At 66.8% G+C, this 15,533-nt stretch carries 13 protein-coding genes; 11 read left to right on the top strand and 2 right to left on the bottom strand.

Translation table 11 applies throughout. The features are described from left to right. Positions 1-16 precede the first annotated feature (16 nt). From fucP to K8P63_RS11565, 8 genes are read left to right on the top strand one after another with little or no spacing between them, the layout of a single operon-like run. Entirely contained in the window at positions 17-1,261 is a 1,245-nt protein-coding gene (fucP, locus tag K8P63_RS11600; RefSeq protein WP_223796193.1) for an L-fucose:H+ symporter permease, read from the top strand. Next, positions 1,258-2,052 (top strand): amidohydrolase family protein, encoded by a 795-nt coding sequence (locus K8P63_RS11595; protein ID WP_223796192.1) that lies wholly within the window; start codon positions 1,258-1,260, stop codon positions 2,050-2,052. Before fucP ends, K8P63_RS11595 begins: the two co-directional genes overlap by 4 nt. Next, positions 2,045-2,998 (top strand): aldo/keto reductase, encoded by a 954-nt coding sequence (locus tag K8P63_RS11590; protein WP_223796191.1) that lies wholly within the window; start codon positions 2,045-2,047, stop codon positions 2,996-2,998. Before K8P63_RS11595 ends, K8P63_RS11590 begins: the two co-directional genes overlap by 8 nt. Next, positions 2,995-3,297 carry a UxaA family hydrolase gene (locus K8P63_RS11585; protein ID WP_223796190.1) on the top strand — a complete coding sequence of 101 codons (303 nt, stop codon included), beginning with the start codon at positions 2,995-2,997 and terminating at the stop codon, positions 3,295-3,297. The genes K8P63_RS11590 and K8P63_RS11585 overlap by 4 nt, the downstream gene beginning before the upstream one ends. Further along, positions 3,294-4,502: a UxaA family hydrolase gene (locus K8P63_RS11580; protein ID WP_223796189.1), complete on the top strand. Its 1,209-nt coding sequence runs from the start codon at positions 3,294-3,296 to the stop codon at positions 4,500-4,502. The genes K8P63_RS11585 and K8P63_RS11580 overlap by 4 nt, the downstream gene beginning before the upstream one ends. Further along, on the top strand, positions 4,499-5,230 hold the full coding sequence (locus K8P63_RS11575) for an SDR family oxidoreductase (protein WP_223796188.1): 732 nt from the start codon (positions 4,499-4,501) through the stop codon (positions 5,228-5,230). Before K8P63_RS11580 ends, K8P63_RS11575 begins: the two co-directional genes overlap by 4 nt. 1 nt (position 5,231) lies before the next feature. Then, positions 5,232-5,579 carry an L-rhamnose mutarotase gene (locus K8P63_RS11570; RefSeq protein WP_223796187.1) on the top strand — a complete coding sequence of 116 codons (348 nt, stop codon included), beginning with the start codon at positions 5,232-5,234 and terminating at the stop codon, positions 5,577-5,579. A 37-nt stretch (positions 5,580-5,616) separates the two neighbouring features. Beyond that, the gene (locus tag K8P63_RS11565; RefSeq protein ID WP_223796186.1) at positions 5,617-7,227 is read left to right on the top strand and encodes a DUF5597 domain-containing protein; all 1,611 of its coding nucleotides are present in this window, start codon (positions 5,617-5,619) and stop codon (positions 7,225-7,227) included. Between the two features lie 127 nt (positions 7,228-7,354). On the opposite strand, the gene K8P63_RS11560 is transcribed toward K8P63_RS11565, so the two are convergent. After that, a complete protein-coding gene (locus K8P63_RS11560; protein ID WP_223796185.1) occupies positions 7,355-8,965 on the bottom strand; it encodes an alpha-L-fucosidase in 1,611 nt (536 codons plus the stop codon). A gap of 94 nt (positions 8,966-9,059) precedes the next feature. Here K8P63_RS11560 and K8P63_RS11555 point away from each other — a divergent pair, with 94 nt between their 5' ends. The 3 genes from K8P63_RS11555 to K8P63_RS11545 all read left to right on the top strand — a co-directional run bounded on the left by K8P63_RS11555 (position 9,060) and on the right by K8P63_RS11545 (position 13,712). Further along, complete coding sequence (locus tag K8P63_RS11555; RefSeq protein ID WP_223796184.1) at positions 9,060-9,860, top strand: SGNH/GDSL hydrolase family protein; 801 nt, start codon at positions 9,060-9,062, stop codon at positions 9,858-9,860. A 10-nt stretch (positions 9,861-9,870) separates the two neighbouring features. Next, complete coding sequence (locus K8P63_RS11550; RefSeq protein WP_223796183.1) at positions 9,871-12,192, top strand: glycoside hydrolase family 31 protein; 2,322 nt, start codon at positions 9,871-9,873, stop codon at positions 12,190-12,192. A gap of 92 nt (positions 12,193-12,284) precedes the next feature. Next, positions 12,285-13,712 (top strand): GH1 family beta-glucosidase, encoded by a 1,428-nt coding sequence (locus K8P63_RS11545; protein WP_223796182.1) that lies wholly within the window; start codon positions 12,285-12,287, stop codon positions 13,710-13,712. A 46-nt stretch (positions 13,713-13,758) separates the two neighbouring features. Here the strand turns inward: K8P63_RS11545 and K8P63_RS11540 are convergent, their stop codons facing one another. Continuing rightward, positions 13,759-15,444: a DUF1800 domain-containing protein gene (locus K8P63_RS11540; RefSeq protein ID WP_223796181.1), complete on the bottom strand. Its 1,686-nt coding sequence runs from the start codon at positions 15,442-15,444 to the stop codon at positions 13,759-13,761. Positions 15,445-15,533 lie beyond the last annotated feature (89 nt).

Here is a 15,533-nt window from a genome sequence, read left to right as displayed (position 1 = left end):
TGTCGAAAGGGTTGGAATGAAGGGAAGCGTGAAACGGCGCGCGATCGGCGGACCGACCAGCCCGACAGCGCTGGCGTTGGCCGTCGGCTTGTTCTTCCTCTGGGGCGCGGCCAACAATCTCAACGATGTGCTGATCGCGCATTTCCGTACGTTGTTCAGGCTCGGCGATCTGCAGTCCGGGCTGGTCCAGTCGGCTTTCTACCTCGGCTATTTCTGTTTCGCCGTGCCCGCGGCGTTGGTGATGCAGCGCGTCGGCTATCGGCTGGCGGTTGTGATCGGGCTGGTGCTGTTCGCGCTTGGGGCTTTGCTGTTCTGGCCCGCTTCGGCGATGCTCAGCTACGGTTTCTTCCTGTTCGCATTGTTCGTGATCGCGAGCGGGCTCGCCTTCCTCGAGACCGCCGCCAACCCGATGGTGGCGGCGCTCGGCAGCGTCGAGACCGCCGAGCGGCGGCTGACGCTGGCGCAGGCCTTCAATCCGTTGGGCTCGATCGCCGGGGTCGCGATCGGCGTGACGTTGATCCTGTCGGATGTCGAGCGTGATCCGCATGCTGCCGCAGCGGCGGTGCGCCTGCCTTATCTGCTGATCGCCGGCGTCACGCTGGCATGGGCGGTGCTGATCCTGCTCGTCCGCTTTCCCGATGTCGCGACGCGCGCCGAGCCGGCGCTCGATCGCGCCGCCGCGCCGTTCCGGGCGCTGTTCGCGCGGCCGCTTTATCTTGCCGGGGTCGCGGCGCAATTCTTCTATGTCGGCGCGCAGGTCGGCGTGTGGAGCTTCCTGATCCGCTACACGACGGCTGCGCTGCCCCACCTCGGCACGCGCCATGCGGCGTGGCTGCTCACCGTCTCGCTGGCTTTGTTCATGGGGGGGCGGTTTGCGGGTTCGGCGCTGATGACGCGGGTGCCCGGCGCGCGATTGATGCTGGTGTTCGCGCTGATCGACGCGGCATTGTGCGGCGTGGCGGTGGTTGCCGGCGGCTGGATCGGCGTGGGCGCGCTGATCGCGTCGAGCGCCTTCATGTCGGTGATGTATCCGATCATCTTCGTGCTCGCGCTGCGCGGGCTGGGGCCGCTCACCAAGCCGGGATCATCGTTGATCGTGATGGCGATCATTGGCGGCGCGGTTTTGACTGCGCTGATGGGGCTGGTGTCCGACGTGGCGGGATCGATCCGGTTCGCGATGCTGGTGCCGGCGGGATGCTTCCTGATCGTGGCATTGTTCGCGCGCATGCATCTGCGCGATCCGGCGGAGCGCATCGCATGATCGACGCGCACGTCCATCTCTGGCGCCTCGGACAGAACGACTGCACGTGGCCGACGCCGGCTGACGGGATCATCCATCGCGACTTCGCGCTCGAAGAGCTTCTGTCGACGCTGGATGCCGCTGGAATGCCACGCGCGATGCTGGTTCAAACCCAGGAGAGTGCGCGCGATACGGATTGGTTGCTGGCGCTCGCCGCAGGGTGTCCGCGGATCGCGGGCGTGGTCGGCTGGGCGGACCTGCGTGATCCGGCCGCGGTGCGTGCGCTGGCGGCCCGACCGGGGCTGTGCGGGCTGCGGCCGATGGTCCAGCATTGCGCGCCCGGCTGGTATGACGATCCCGCGCTCGATGCGGGCTTCGCCGCGATGGCGGAGGCGGGGCTGGTGCTGGACGCGCTGATCCGCGTTCCGCATCTGCCTGCGCTCGATCGGCTGGCGGCACGGCATCCGACCCTGCGGATCGCGATCGATCATGCCGCCAAGCCCTCCGGCCTCGCCGAATGGCGCGCGGCGATTGCGCCGTTGGCCGAGCGTTCCAACGTGGTGGTCAAGCTTTCGGGGCTGTGGACCGAGATATCGCGCGATGACGCCGCCGAAGTGATCACGTCGCTATTGACGCTGTTCGGTCCGGCGCGGCTGATGTGGGCCAGCGACTGGCCGGTGGTCACACCCGTAGGCAGCTATCGGGATTGGCTCGATTTCGTGCGCGATCATGTTCCCGCGCGCGATCACGCCGCGGTGTTCGGCGGCAATGCGGCCGCTTTCTATCGGCTGGAGGAAATGGCGCATGCCTGATCTGTCGCGGCTCGGCCTCGGTACGGCGCCGATCGGCAATCTCTACCGCGCGATGAGCGATGCGGAGGCGGAGGCGACGGTTCACGCCGCGCTGGACGCCGGCATCCGCTATTTCGACACCGCACCGCATTACGGCTTCGGTCTTGCCGAGGAGCGGCTGGGGAGCGCACTCGCGGGCAGGACGGATGTGCGCGTCTCGACCAAGGTGGGGCGGCTGCTGGTGCCGACCGACGATCCCACGCCCGAACGCCACGGCTTCGTCGGCGCGCGCGCGTGCGAGCCGGTGTTCGATTATTCGGGCGACGCGGTGCTGCGCTCGCATGACGCCAGCCTGCGGCGACTGCGGCGCGACCGTGTCGATGTGCTGCTGGCGCACGATCTCGGTCGGCTTACGCATGGCGACGCGCATGACGCGATGCTGCGCGACTTCCTCGACGGGGGCTATCCGGCGATGCGGCGGCTGCGCGACGAAGGCACGGTCGACGCGATCGGCATCGGCGTGAACGAGGTGGCGGTCTGCCTCGACCTGCTAGAGCGCGTCGAGATCGACACGATCCTGCTGGCCGGCCGCTACACCCTGCTCGATCGTTCGGCGGCCGTGCGGCTACTGCCGTTGTGTGCCGAACGCGGCGTGCGGGTAATCGTCGGTGGCCCGTACAATAGCGGTATCCTCGCCCAGTCGTTCACGACCTCGGCCGAACGTCGTTTCAACTATGAGCCGGCCGATGTCGGGATCGTCGCCGAGGCGCAGGCGCTCGAGGCCGAATGCGCGCTGTTCGGCGTGGCCCTGCCCGAGGCGGCGCTGCAATTCCCGCTGCGTCACCCGGCGGTCGATCGGGTGATCGCCGGCATGGCGAACCCGGCCGAGGTGGCCGACAATGTCGCGCGCATCGCAGTACCCGTTCCCGATGCCCTGTGGCAGACGCTGGAGACCGTGCCGGCATGACCCCTGCGCAACTCATCCTGCTGCACGAGGACGACAATGTGCTCGTCGCGGTCGCGCCGATCGAGGCGGGCGACCTGCTGCCGATCGGCGGCGGCACGATCCCCGCGCGCGAGGGCATCACCGTCGGCCACAAGGTCGCGCGTCACGCGCTGCGGCCGGGCGACAAGGTCATCAAATATGGCGCGCCGATCGGATCGATGACGGCGGCCGCCGACGCGGGCGACTGGGTCCACATGCACAATATGAAGAGCGACTATATCAAGGCGCATCTGCGGGATGCGGCGGGGAGCGCGGCATGATCGAGGCATTTCTGCGCGCGGATGGCCGCAAGGGCATCCGCAACGTCACTATCGTCGCCTATCTGGTCGAGTGCGCGCATCACGTCGCGCGGCGGATCGTCGACAAGGCCGACGATCCCGACGTGCATCTGGTCGGCTTCCCCGGTTGCTATCCCAACGCCTATGCGACGCGGATCATGGAGGCGATCGCCACCCATCCCAATGTCGGCGGGGTGGTGCTGGTGTCGCTCGGCTGCGAAAGCTTCGACCGCAAGCGGCTGCTCGAAGTGGCGAAGGCGAGCGGGCGCCCGGCCGAACTGCTGGTGATTCAGGAGACGGGCGGCACCGCCGCGACGATCGCCGCCGGGCTGGCGGCGGTCGAGCGGGTGCGCGCGGTCGCCGCGACCGTGCCGCGCGGGCCGATGCGGGTCGACGAACTGGTCGTCGCGACGATCTGCGGCGGATCGGACGGGACGAGCGGCATCACCGCCAACCCGGCCGTGGGCCGCGCGTTCGACCGGCTGGTGGCGGACAATGCCACCTGCATCTTCGAGGAGACGGGCGAATTGGTCGGGTGCGAGGGCATCATGGCCGATCGCGCGATCACGCCTGAACTGGGCACCGCGATCCGCGCCTGCGTCGAGAAGGCCGAGCATTATTATACGGTGATGGGCTTCGGCAGCTTCGCGCCCGGCAATGCAGAAGGCGGGCTGACGACGCAGGAAGAGAAGTCGATGGGCGCCTATTCCAAGTCGGGATCGTCGCCGATCGTGGGCATCATCAAGCCGGGCGACGTGCCGCCGAGCGGCGGCCTCTATCTGCTCGACGTGGTGCCCGATGGCGAGCCTCGCTTCGGCTTCCCCAACATCTCCGACAATGCCGAGATCGTCGAGCTGATCGCGTGCGGTGCGCACGTGACATTGTTCACGACCGGGCGGGGTTCGGTGGTGGGATCGGCGGTATCGCCGGTCATCAAGATCTGCGCCAACCCGGAGACCGCGCGGCGGCTGGCGGCGGACATGGACATCGACGCGGGACGTATCCTGGAAGGAAGAGCGAGCTTGGCACAGGTTGGCGACGAGATTTACGAGCGCGTGCTCGCGGTTGCGCGCGGCGCGCGCAGCGTGTCCGAGGAACTGGGCCATCGCGAGTTCATCCTCACCTACAAGGCGTTCGAGCCGATCGGCCCGGCCTGCCTGCCGCTACGCGCGGGAGCGGCGGCATGAGCGGGCGGCTTGCCGGCAAGACCGTGCTGCTGACGGCGGCAGGGCAGGGGATCGGGCGCGCCACCGCCGAGCTGTGCGTGGCGGAAGGCGCGCGCGTGATCGCCACCGACGTGCGCGCGGAGCTGCTCGACGGGCTCGAGGGCTGCGAGCATTGCCGTCTCGACGTCACTGATCCCGCCGCGATTGCGGCGCTGGCGGCGGAGATCGGCGCGGTCGATGCGTTGCTCAACATCGCCGGCTACGTTCATGCCGGCTCGATCCTCGACTGCGACGAGACGGCATGGTCCTTCTCGATCGATCTCAACATGACCGCGATGTACCGCACGATCCGCGCCTTCCTGCCGGCGATGCTGGCAGCCGGCGGCGGCTCGATCGTCAACGTCGCGTCGATCGCCAGTTCGGTGAAGGGCATCCCCAACCGCTTCGCTTATGGCGCGACCAAGGCGGGCGTGATCGGCCTCACCAAGGCGGTCGCGGCGGATTTCGTGGCGCAGGGCATTCGCTGCAACGCAATCTGCCCCGGCACGGTCGAATCGCCGTCGCTCCAGCAGCGGCTGCGCGACACCGGCGACTATGAGGCGGCGCATGCGGCGTTCGTCGCGCGCCAGCCGATGGGGCGGCTTGGTCAGCCCGAGGAGATCGCACGATTGGCGCTCTATCTCGCCAGTGACGATTCCTCGTTCACGACCGGCCAGGCGCACGTGATCGACGGCGGCTGGGTCAACTGAGGTGGCGCGGCAGGTTCTGCTCCTCGACGTGGTGGACGATCCTGCCGCCATCGCCCGCTACGAAGCGTGGCACGCCGCCGGCGCGCTCCCGCCGGCTATCGGCCGCAGCATCCGTTCGGCCGGGATCGAGGCGATGGAAATCTATCGCTCCGGCACGCGACTGGTGATGGTGATGGAAACGGCTGCGTGGTTCGACCCGGCCGCCAAGGCTGCCGCTGATGCCGCCGATCCCGACGTGCAGGCGTGGGAGACGCTGATGGCGACCGTGCAGCACCCGGTCCCGTCGGCGTCGCCGGGCGAGAAATGGACCACGACCGCGCGCATCTTCGCGCTCGACGAGCAACCGTGATCCGGCCTAACCGGGCGCAAACACAAGGGGAGTGACGATGCGACGTGGCCTGAAACTGCTGGTGCCCTTGCTGCTCGGCGCGGCGGGTGTCGCGCCATCGACGGCGGCGGAGCTTCCCCGGATCGTCGCGGACCACGGCCGCCACGCCTTGTTCGTGGACGGGGCGCCCTTCCTGATGCTCGGCGCACAGGTCAACAATTCGAGTGCGTGGCCGGCGATGCTGCCGAAGGTATGGCCGGTGATCGAGCGGCTGCATGCCAACACGGTCGAGGTGCCGATCGCGTGGGAGCAGATCGAGCCGGTCGAAGGCAAGTTCGACTTCTCCTTCCTCGATACGTTGCTGGCGCAGGCGCGCGAGCATCATGTGCGGCTGGTGCTGCTGTGGTTCGGGACGTGGAAGAACACGTCGCCGAGCTATGCGCCCGATTGGGTCAAGCTCGACGGCAAGCGCTTCCCGCGCATGATCGACGCCAAGGGCGGCACGGCCTACGCGCTGTCTCCCTTCGCGCAATCGACGCTGGCGGCGGACAGCGCGGCGTTCGTCAAGCTGATGGGTCACCTCAAGACCGCCGATCCCGACAACACCGTCATCATGGTGCAGGTCGAGAACGAGACCGGCACCTATGGCGTGCCGCGCGACCACTCGCCCGCAGCGGAGAAGGCGTTCGCCGCACCGGTGCCGGCGGACATCGCGCGGCGGCTCGGCGTGAAGGGCAGTTGGGCGCAGGCGTTCGGCGATCGCGCCGACGAGCAGTTCCACGCCTGGGCGATCGGGCGTTACGTCAGCGCCGTCGCCAAGGCGGGCAAGGCGGTCAAGCCGCTGCCGATGTACGTCAATGCCGCGCTCAGCGATCCGTTCAAGACGGTCGATGCGTCCAAATATGCGAGCGGCGGCCCGAACCATACGGCGCTCGACATGTGGAAGGCGGCGGCGCCGGACATCGACGTGCTGGCGCCCGACATCTACAATCACGATCAGGCCGCCTATCTGAAATATCTCGATCTGTATGGCCGACCCGACAATGGCCTGTTCGTGCCGGAGACCGGCAACAGCAAGGATTATGCCCGCTTCTTCTTCGCGGTGCTGGGCGATCACGGCTTCGGTTTCTCGCCGTTCGGAATGGACGCGACCGGCTATTTCAACTTCCCGCTCGGCGCGCCCAAGCTGGACGACGCGACGCTCGACGCCTTCGCCGCCAACTACATCCTGTTCCGTCCGTTGGAGCGCGTGTGGCCGAAGCTCGCCTTCGAGCATAAGACGTGGGGCGCGGCCGAGCCGACCGATCCCAAGGCCGAGCACAAGCAGACGCTCGATCTCGGGAAGTGGAAGGCGACGGTCAGCTTCGGCCAGGGCCAGTTCGGCTTCGATCCGCCCAAGGGCAATCCCGAGTCGTCGGGCGGTGCGGTGATCGCCGAGCTTGGCCCCGACGAATATCTTATCACCGGCTATCATGCGCGCGTGTCGCTCGATCTCGCCGCGGCGAAGCCGGGCGAACACATGATCATCGATCGGATCGAGGAAGGCCATTATGACGAGGCCGGCCACTGGGTGTTCGATCGCCTGTGGAATGGCGACCAGACCGATTACGGCCTCAACTTCACCTCGGTGCCGCAACTGCTGAAGGTGAAGCTGGCGACCTATCGCTGAGCGCTCCCTCTCCCCTTGGGGGAGAGGGTTGGGGTGAGGGGTCGCGAGGCGTAGCCGAGCTTCCCTTGCTGGCGGCGGTTCACCCTCACCCAACCCTCTCCCCCAAGGGGAGAGGGCTTTCGGCGGCTCACACCAGCCCGCGGCCCTCGATGCGGAGGCCGGGTACGAACGCATCCGCCGCCGGCGCGGGCAGGGTGAGTATGAGCGTGTCGTCGCTCTGCTCAAACGGCACTGTGCCGCCGCCGTTGAGCGTCACCCGCTCGATCACGCCGCCAGCGGTCGCGCGGCGGCCGAGGCAGGCGATGCGCGTCGGGCCCGACGGCCAGTCGAGCAGGAACAGGTTGAGCCCGCCGCCGCCGGCGGTGATGCGCACGTCCTCGGCCGTGTAGGGCTTCATCGCGTCCTCGCTCTGCATCCCCTTGGGGGGCACGTTCGGCCCCTCGCCGAAGACGCGCCACGGCCGCGTGCCGTAGATGCCGTCGCCATTGATCGCGAACCAGCGCGCCAGATCGGCGAGGATCGCCATTTCGTCGCTATCGTGGGTGCCGTCGGCCTTGAGCGGCACCGACAGCATCAGGTTGCCGTTCTTCGACACGACATCGCACAGCCGCTGCACCACCGCCTTGGCCGATTTGTAGCCGTGCCGCTCCGCCAGCGGCCGATCGTAGAACCAGCTGCCGATGCAGGTATCCGTCTGCCACGCATGCGGCTTGATGTCGGCGGCGAAACCGCGCTCGACATCCTCGACGATGCCGGAGCGCTGATAGTCGCTGAGTTGTTTGGCAGTGACGACGACGTCGGGCGCACCATGCCATTCGACCGCGCGATTATAGAAATCGGCCGTCGCGTCGATCCCCGCCTGGCCGAGCGGCAGGCCGTAATCATCGAAATAGACCATGTCGGGCCGGTATTTTGCGACGAGATCCTTTTGCCGCGCGAGCCACTTGGCGGTGAAGGCCGCCCCACGCGGGCCGGGTGGGCTCCATTCGCGCCACACGCCGTCGCGCGCCTCGTGCCAAGCGTTCATCGCCTTGATCGAGCGGATGCCGTCGGGCGGCACGTCATAGGGGCCGGTATAGAGATCCTGCGGGTCGAGGCCCTCCCACCACGTGCCCGCGCCCTGATCCTTGCGCAGGCGAGCGGCATCGTAACGGACGCCGCGCATCGGCCCCTCGGAATCATAGCCATAAGCGGTCTGCCACCAGTGCCACGCATGCGAGCTGTGGTTGGAGACGCCGAAACGCAGACCTGCCGCGCGCACGACCTTTTCCCAGCCGCCGACGATGTCGCGCTTGGGCCCGACCCGCAGCGCGTTCCATTCGTGGTGCGCGCTGTCGAACGTATCGAGATTGTCGTGGTGGCAGGCGAGGCTCATGAAATAGCGCGCGCCGGCCTTCTTGTAGAGCGCGACCAAGGTCGCGGGTTCCCAATGCTCGGCCTTCCAGAGATTTTCGATCTCCATGAAGCCGGTCCGGCTGGGATGCCCGTAGGTCTTGACGTGGTGATCGTAAAAGGGGTTGCCCTGAACATACATCAGCCGGCCGTACCAGTCGCCGAACTGCGGCACGGCTTGCGCGCCCCAATGCGCCCAGATTCCGAACTTGGCATCGCGAAACCAGTCGGGAATGCGGTATGCACCCGCCAGCGAGCGCCAGTCGGGTGCGATCGCAGCCGACGCTGCCGATCGGATCAGCGCCGCGGAGGAGGTGGACGCGATGATCTGGCGGCGGGTGAACATGGCATCCTCGTTATGGCTTGGCAGTCGCGCGGCCGTAGCATAGGTGAAAATCAATATCACATGTGATTGATCGAGGATGGTAGGGGAGGTTAGTATGATCCGTGGGCTGGCCCTGCTGGCGGCCGTTTCGCTTGTCGCCGGTGCGGCGCATGCGCAGACCAAGGTCGATGGCGATCCTTATGAGGGCGATCCGGTCGGCATTGTCGAGAATCCCTGTCCGGATCATCCCAAGCCGACCGATCAGAACGGCTGGCACATGTGGAATCTGCACATGCTGACGCGCGATTTCGGCCAAATCTGCCGCTATCATGCCGCGAACGCGGCACTGAAGGCGTCGGGCACGCCGGTTCGCGTGGTCTTCATGGGCGATTCGATCACCGATAATTGGATCGGCAAGGATGCGTCGCTGTTCGCCGGCGGCCTCGTCGATCGCGGCATCAGCGGCCAGACGACGTCGCAGATGGTCGTTCGCTTTCGCGAGGACGTGATCGCGCTCAAGCCGAAAGCGGTGCACATCATGGCCGCCACCAACGACGTCGCCGGCAATACCGGCGCGGCGACGATGGAGACGGTGCAGGGCAATATCCGTACGATGGCGGAACTCGCCCGCGCGCACGGGATTCAGGTGATCCTTGCTTCGGTGCCGCCGGCCGCGGCCTTTCCGTGGAGCCCGGAGAAGAAGCCCGCGCCGACGATCATCGCGCTCAACCGTTGGCTGCGTGCCTATGCGGCGGAAAACGGCTTCGCCTATGTCGACTATCATGCCGCGCTTGCCGATGCGAACGGCGGCATGAAGCCCGGCCTGTCGAGCGATGGCGTCCATCCGGTCGAGGCCGGTTACGCCATCATGCGCCCGCTGGCGCTCGCTGCCATCGCCAAGACCATCGGCCAATAAGGAAGCAAGCATGAAGACTCGTTTCGACCGCTGGCTGCGTGCGGCTCTGATCGGCAGCGCGACCGCATTGTGTGCCGGCAACGCGCTCGCTGCTCCTCTTGCAACGCTGGACCGCTACGGCGCGCAGGTCGCGATCGAGCCTTATGCCCCCAACATCGTGCGCGTGACGATTGCGCTTGAGAAGGAGCGCGCCAACGCTGCCCCCGGCTATGGCGTCGTCGCGCAGGCCGATGCCGCCGGCTGGTCGCATCGTGCCGATGCGGGCGGCGACACCTTCGCGTCGTCGGCGATCAGCGTCACGGTCGCGCCCGGCCCGACGCCGCATTCGCCGAGCCAGATGGAGCGCTATTTCGCGCCGGCGCTGCCGCCGGTGTCGGTCACGGTGCGGGGTGCGGACGGGCATACCATCCTCGCCATGACTGGCTGGGACATGGCGCCGCACGACGTGAGCGGCGAGAAGACCTTTCGCATGGGCGCGAGCTTCACTGCGGCGGCGGACGAGCATTTCTACGGGCTCGGCCAGAACCAGGAGGGCACGCTCGACCTCAAGGGGCGGACGATCGACTGCCGTCACTGGTATGATGCACCGGCGGGCGAGCAGGTGTGCGTGCCTTATATGGTCAGCAGCCACAATTACGGCGTGCTGTGGGACAATCCTTCGGCGACCACCGTCTCCGCCGGCATGTTCGGCAGCACGCATTTCGCGTCGGAGGTGGGCGAGCGCGTCTCGTTCTTCGTCGTCACCGGGCCCAATACGGACGCGCTCTATGCGGGCTATGCCAAGCTGACCGGCGCCACGCCGCTGCCGCCCAAGGCCGCGTTCGGCCTGATCCAGAGCAAGGCGCGCTACGAGACGCAGGCCGAGCTGATGGCGGTGGCCGACGGCTATCGCCAGCGCAACCTGCCGCTCGACATCATGGTGCTCGACTGGTTCTACTGGACGCGGATGGGGCAGCTCGACATCGATCGCACCGCCTTTCCCGATCCCAAGGGCATGAACGACAAGCTCCATGCGATGGGGCTGCACAACATCATCTCGGTATGGCCGCGGTTCGAGCGCGAGGGGCGCTATTTCGACTGGCTGGCGTCGAAGGGCTGGCTGCTGCACGACAAGGACGGCAATCCGGTCGACGGCCTCGCGGTCCGTTTCGATCGCGCCGGCGGGCTGATCGACAGCACCAACCCCGAGGCGCGCAGCTGGTTCTGGGGCAAGATCCGCGACAATATCGCCAGCCAGGGCTTCGACTATTTCTGGCTGGACGAGACCGAGCCCGATCTGGTGCCCGACGGCGCTTTCTATTCGATCGGCTCGGGCGACCGCTATCACAACCTGTTCCCGCTGCTCCACACCAAGAGCGTGGCCGAGGGATCGGCCAAGGACCGGCCGGGCTTCCGCAACGTCATCCTGTGCCGCGCCGCCTATCTCGGCGCGCAGGCCAATGGCTGCCTGTTCTGGTCGTCGGACGTCCATTCGGACTGGGATGCGCTGAAGCGGCAGGTGCCCGCCGGGCTCGGCTTCACCGCCACCGGCATGGCCTATTGGAGCAGCGACACCGGCGGTTGGCAGACGCCCGGCGCGCACACGCCCGAACATGCGCCCTTGCTCGATCCGGCGGGCGCGACCGCGACCGGAAACGCGAACTACCCCGATTATCCGGAGCTGTTCACGCGCTGGTTCGAATATAACGCCTTCACGCCGACGCTCCGCATCCATGGCCAGCGGCCGGGCACGGCGCTGTGGGATTATGGCACGGCCGCGACGCCGGTGCTCGAGAAGTTCCTGCGGCTGCGTTACGCGCTGATTCCCTATCTGTACGGCCTCGCACGCGAGACGAGCGAGACCGGGGCGCCGTTCATGCGCGCTCTGTTCATGGATTTCCCGAAGGATCCGGCGGTCGCCACGATCGGCGACGAATATATGCTGGGCCGCGCCTTCCTGGTCGCGCCGGTGACCGAGCAGGGCGCCACCAGCCGCCGCGTCTACCTGCCCGCAGGATGTGACTGGTATGATTGGTGGACGAACCAGCGCCTGCCGGGTGGCCAGTGGATCACGGCCGCAGCGCCGATCGATCGCATCCCGCTCTACGTGCGCGCGGGCTCGATCGTCCCGCTGGGCGCGCAGGTGCCGAACACGATGACGCACCAGCCGATCGCGGAAATCCGCGTCTATCCCGGCGCCAATGCCAGCATGACGTTGTACGACGACGATGGAGTCAGCACCAAGGCCGGTAAGTCGGCGACATTGCGCTGGGACGATGCCGGCCGCCGCCTGAGCGCCAGCGGTGCGCTGCCGACCGGGCAGGATCCGGCCAAGCTGATGAAGGTGATGTGAGTGACGGCCGCCCGCTTTGCGCCGGGTCGTTTCGGCATTATCATCGGCCGCGGTCCAACGAGACCAGCAACGATAACGAATAGGTGGGGATGATGGCACAGTTTAACCGGCGCGACATCGGCAAGGGTCTCGGTCTTGCCGCCACGACCCTGGGAATGCCCGCGGCTGCGCGGGCGGCGATGCCGCGCGACGCATCGTTCCCGAGCGACTTCCAATGGGGCTGCGCGACCGCATCCTACCAGATCGAAGGCGCTGTGAACGAGGATGGGCGCGGCCCGACGATCTGGGACACCTTCTCCCACACGCCCGGCAAGGTCGCCAACGGCGAGAATGGCGACGTCGCCTGCGACAGCTATCACCGTTATGCCGAGGATATCGCGCTGCTGAAGGCGATGGGCGTGCGCACCTATCGCATGTCGGTGGCATGGTCGCGCATCTTCCCCGAAGGGCGCGGCAAGCCCAACCCGAAGGGCCTCGATTATTATAATCGCGTGGTCGACGGGCTGCTCGCCGCCGGGATCGAACCCTATGTCACCACCTTCCACTGGGATCTGCCGCAGGCGTTGCCGGGCGGCTGGCAGAACCGCGACACCGCTTACGCGCTCGGCGACTATGCCGGCTATCTGGCGAAGTCGCTGGGCGATCGCGTCCATAACTTCATGACGGTGAACGAGCTGCGCTGCTTCACCGACATCGGCCATATCGAGGGGCGCCACGCACCGGGGCTGAAACTGCTGCCGGCGCAGGGCAATCAGGTACGCCATCACGGCGTGCTGGCGCACGGGCTGGCGGTGCAGGCGATCCGGGCGAATGCGCGGCCGGGCACGCGGATCGGCCTCGCCGACAATACCAGCTTCTTCGTGCCGGTGATCGAGACGCCCGAGCATATCGAGGCGGTGCGCCGCGCCACGCGGGAGGAGAACGCCATGTTCCTCACCGCGATCATGGAAGGCAAATATCTCGACAGCTATCTCGCCGAGCAGGGCGCCGCCGCACCCAAGGTGCAGGCGGGCGACATGAAGATCATCTCCAGTCCGCTCGATTTCGTCGCGATCAACGTCTACACGCCGTCCTACGTTCGGTCGGACAGCGGGCCAAAGGGCTACAAGATCCTGCCGCATCTGCCGCAGAGCCCGCGCATGGCCTCGCCCTGGCTCTATGTCGGGCCGGAGGTCGGCTATTGGTCCGTTCGGATGGTGAGCGAGCTGTGGAAGCCCAAGGCGCTCTACATTTCCGAAAATGGCTGCTCAGCCGACGACGTGATGGCCGACGGGCGGCTCGATGACGCGGATCGCGTCATGTACCTGCGCAACTACATGACGCACTTCCAGCGGGCGGTCGCCGAGGGCTATCCGCTGAAGGGCTATTTCCTGTGGAGCCTGATGGACAATTTCGAGTGGGCCGACGGCTATTCGAAGCGCTTCGGCGTCCATTATGTCGACTTCGCGACGCAGAAGCGTACGCCCAAGCTGAGCGCGGCGTGGTATCGCGAGCTGATCCGCCGCAACGCCTTGGTCTGATGCATCGCCCGTGCCCCCGCATCGGCGGAGGCACGGGCAGCAGCGGTCAGCGATCGACCTGGAACATCGGCGAGCTGGCGACGATGTAGATGCCGGTCTGGGCTCGGCGGCGCGCCTGGAGCGTCGGCGACGGATCGGTCACCAGCATCATCGCCTTGCTGAGCGCGGCACGCTGGACGGTGGTCATCTGGTTGGCGAGCATCAGCAGGTTGATGCGATCGATGATCCCGTCGACATTGCTGCCGTACGCCTCCCACGACGACCAATCCTCGGCGGCGACGCCGGCACCCGGGATCCACGTCGGCGTGATATATTCGGCATGCGTGCTGTCGCCGCTCATCGTCCACTGCCACACGAAATTGTGGCGCTCGAGCACGAGGTTGACCGTCATCAGCTTGGAGGCCGGGCTGATGACGTTCTTGACGCCGGGCAGGGGGAAGTCGGGCGGATAGTCGCCGAACACCGATGCGGAGCGGAGATATTGCTGCCCCATCTGCACGTCGCGCAGCGTGAAGGCATAGCCGTCGCTCTTCATGCCGACCATGCGCGCGAGTGAAAGCGCGAGCATGATCGGATCCTTCAGCCGGCCGCCCAGCGTGGTGGTGTCGGGCGTGCGCGCCTCGGCATCGGTCAGCACAGCGCGGACCACCGCCTGCAGATCGCCCGTCACGCCCTTGCCGTTGTTGACGAAGACGTTGGCGACGCGGTTGATATAGTGCGCCGACGGGTTGGACTTGACCAAGGCTTCGATCAGGATGCGCGAGACGCGCGGCGCGGTCGATGGATGGCTGACCAGCCGCGCGACGACCGCATCAAGGTTGGCCTGCTGGCTGGCCCCTGCCGGGATCGTGGTGCCGAGGAAGGTCTTGGCGCCGCTGTCGAACGCGGCCGGATTGGCGACGAGCGCGGGGACGAGATCCCAGCTTTCATTCTGCGCCGGGTTGACGCCGGGCCAGCGGGCATAGGTCCAGCCGGTCAGCGCGCGCGCGACCTCGGTCACGTCCTTGGTGGTGTAGTTCGGCACCGTGGCGCCGGTCGAATCCTTGCGGATGTTGCCGCTGCCGTCGAGGCTGTTCGGCCCGATGCTGAATAGCTGCATCAGCTCGCGCGGCAGATTTTCGTTGGGCGCCGATTTGTCGCTGTCGGCAAGGTCGAGATAATAGGCCATCGCACCGCTGGTGATGACCGACTTGAGCAGATCGCCGAAATTGCCGAACGCGCCATCGAGCATGATCTGCTCGTAGCGGGCGAGGGCGGGGGTGTTGGTCACCTTCACGGCCGATACCGGCATCATATTGAACAAGGCGAATGCCACGCGCTGGCGGAGCTGGTCGTCCTTGCTGAGCGCGTCCGAGTAGAACCGCATCGCCGGCAGCAGCGAATCCCGATAGAGGCGGACGCAACTCGGCACCGACTTGCCGTCGGTGTCGCAATAGCTTTTGCGCTTGTCCATCGCGATGAGGTCGGTGAAGCTCGACGACTTCGTGGCGAACTGCTCGTCCAGCCAGCCATTGACGCCGAGCGTCTTGATCCGGGTGAATACCGCCGGCGTCGCACCGAATGTCGCCTGACGAGCCAGCCGGGCCGCATCCGCGTCGCTGACCGCCACCACCGTCGTCTTGGGCGCCGTGCTCGTCGTGCTGGGACTGGTTGTCGCGGTAGCCAGCGTCACCGCCGCCCCCACTGCAAGTACGCTCGCGGAACTGGCCGCGAACACCGTATTGTTTGCCACTATCTTTACGCCACGCTACTGGAGAACACCCGCACATCGCGCGCGGATGGAAGGCGAAGCGTCAGTTCTTTGCGGCTGATCGTCCCGGC

Source organism: Sphingomonas nostoxanthinifaciens (assembly GCF_019930585.1).
GTDB classification, from domain to species: Bacteria; Pseudomonadota; Alphaproteobacteria; order Sphingomonadales; family Sphingomonadaceae; genus Sphingomonas_I; species Sphingomonas_I nostoxanthinifaciens.
Note: the sequence above shows the minus strand (reverse complement) of the source record. Positions and strands in the feature narration are given on the sequence as shown.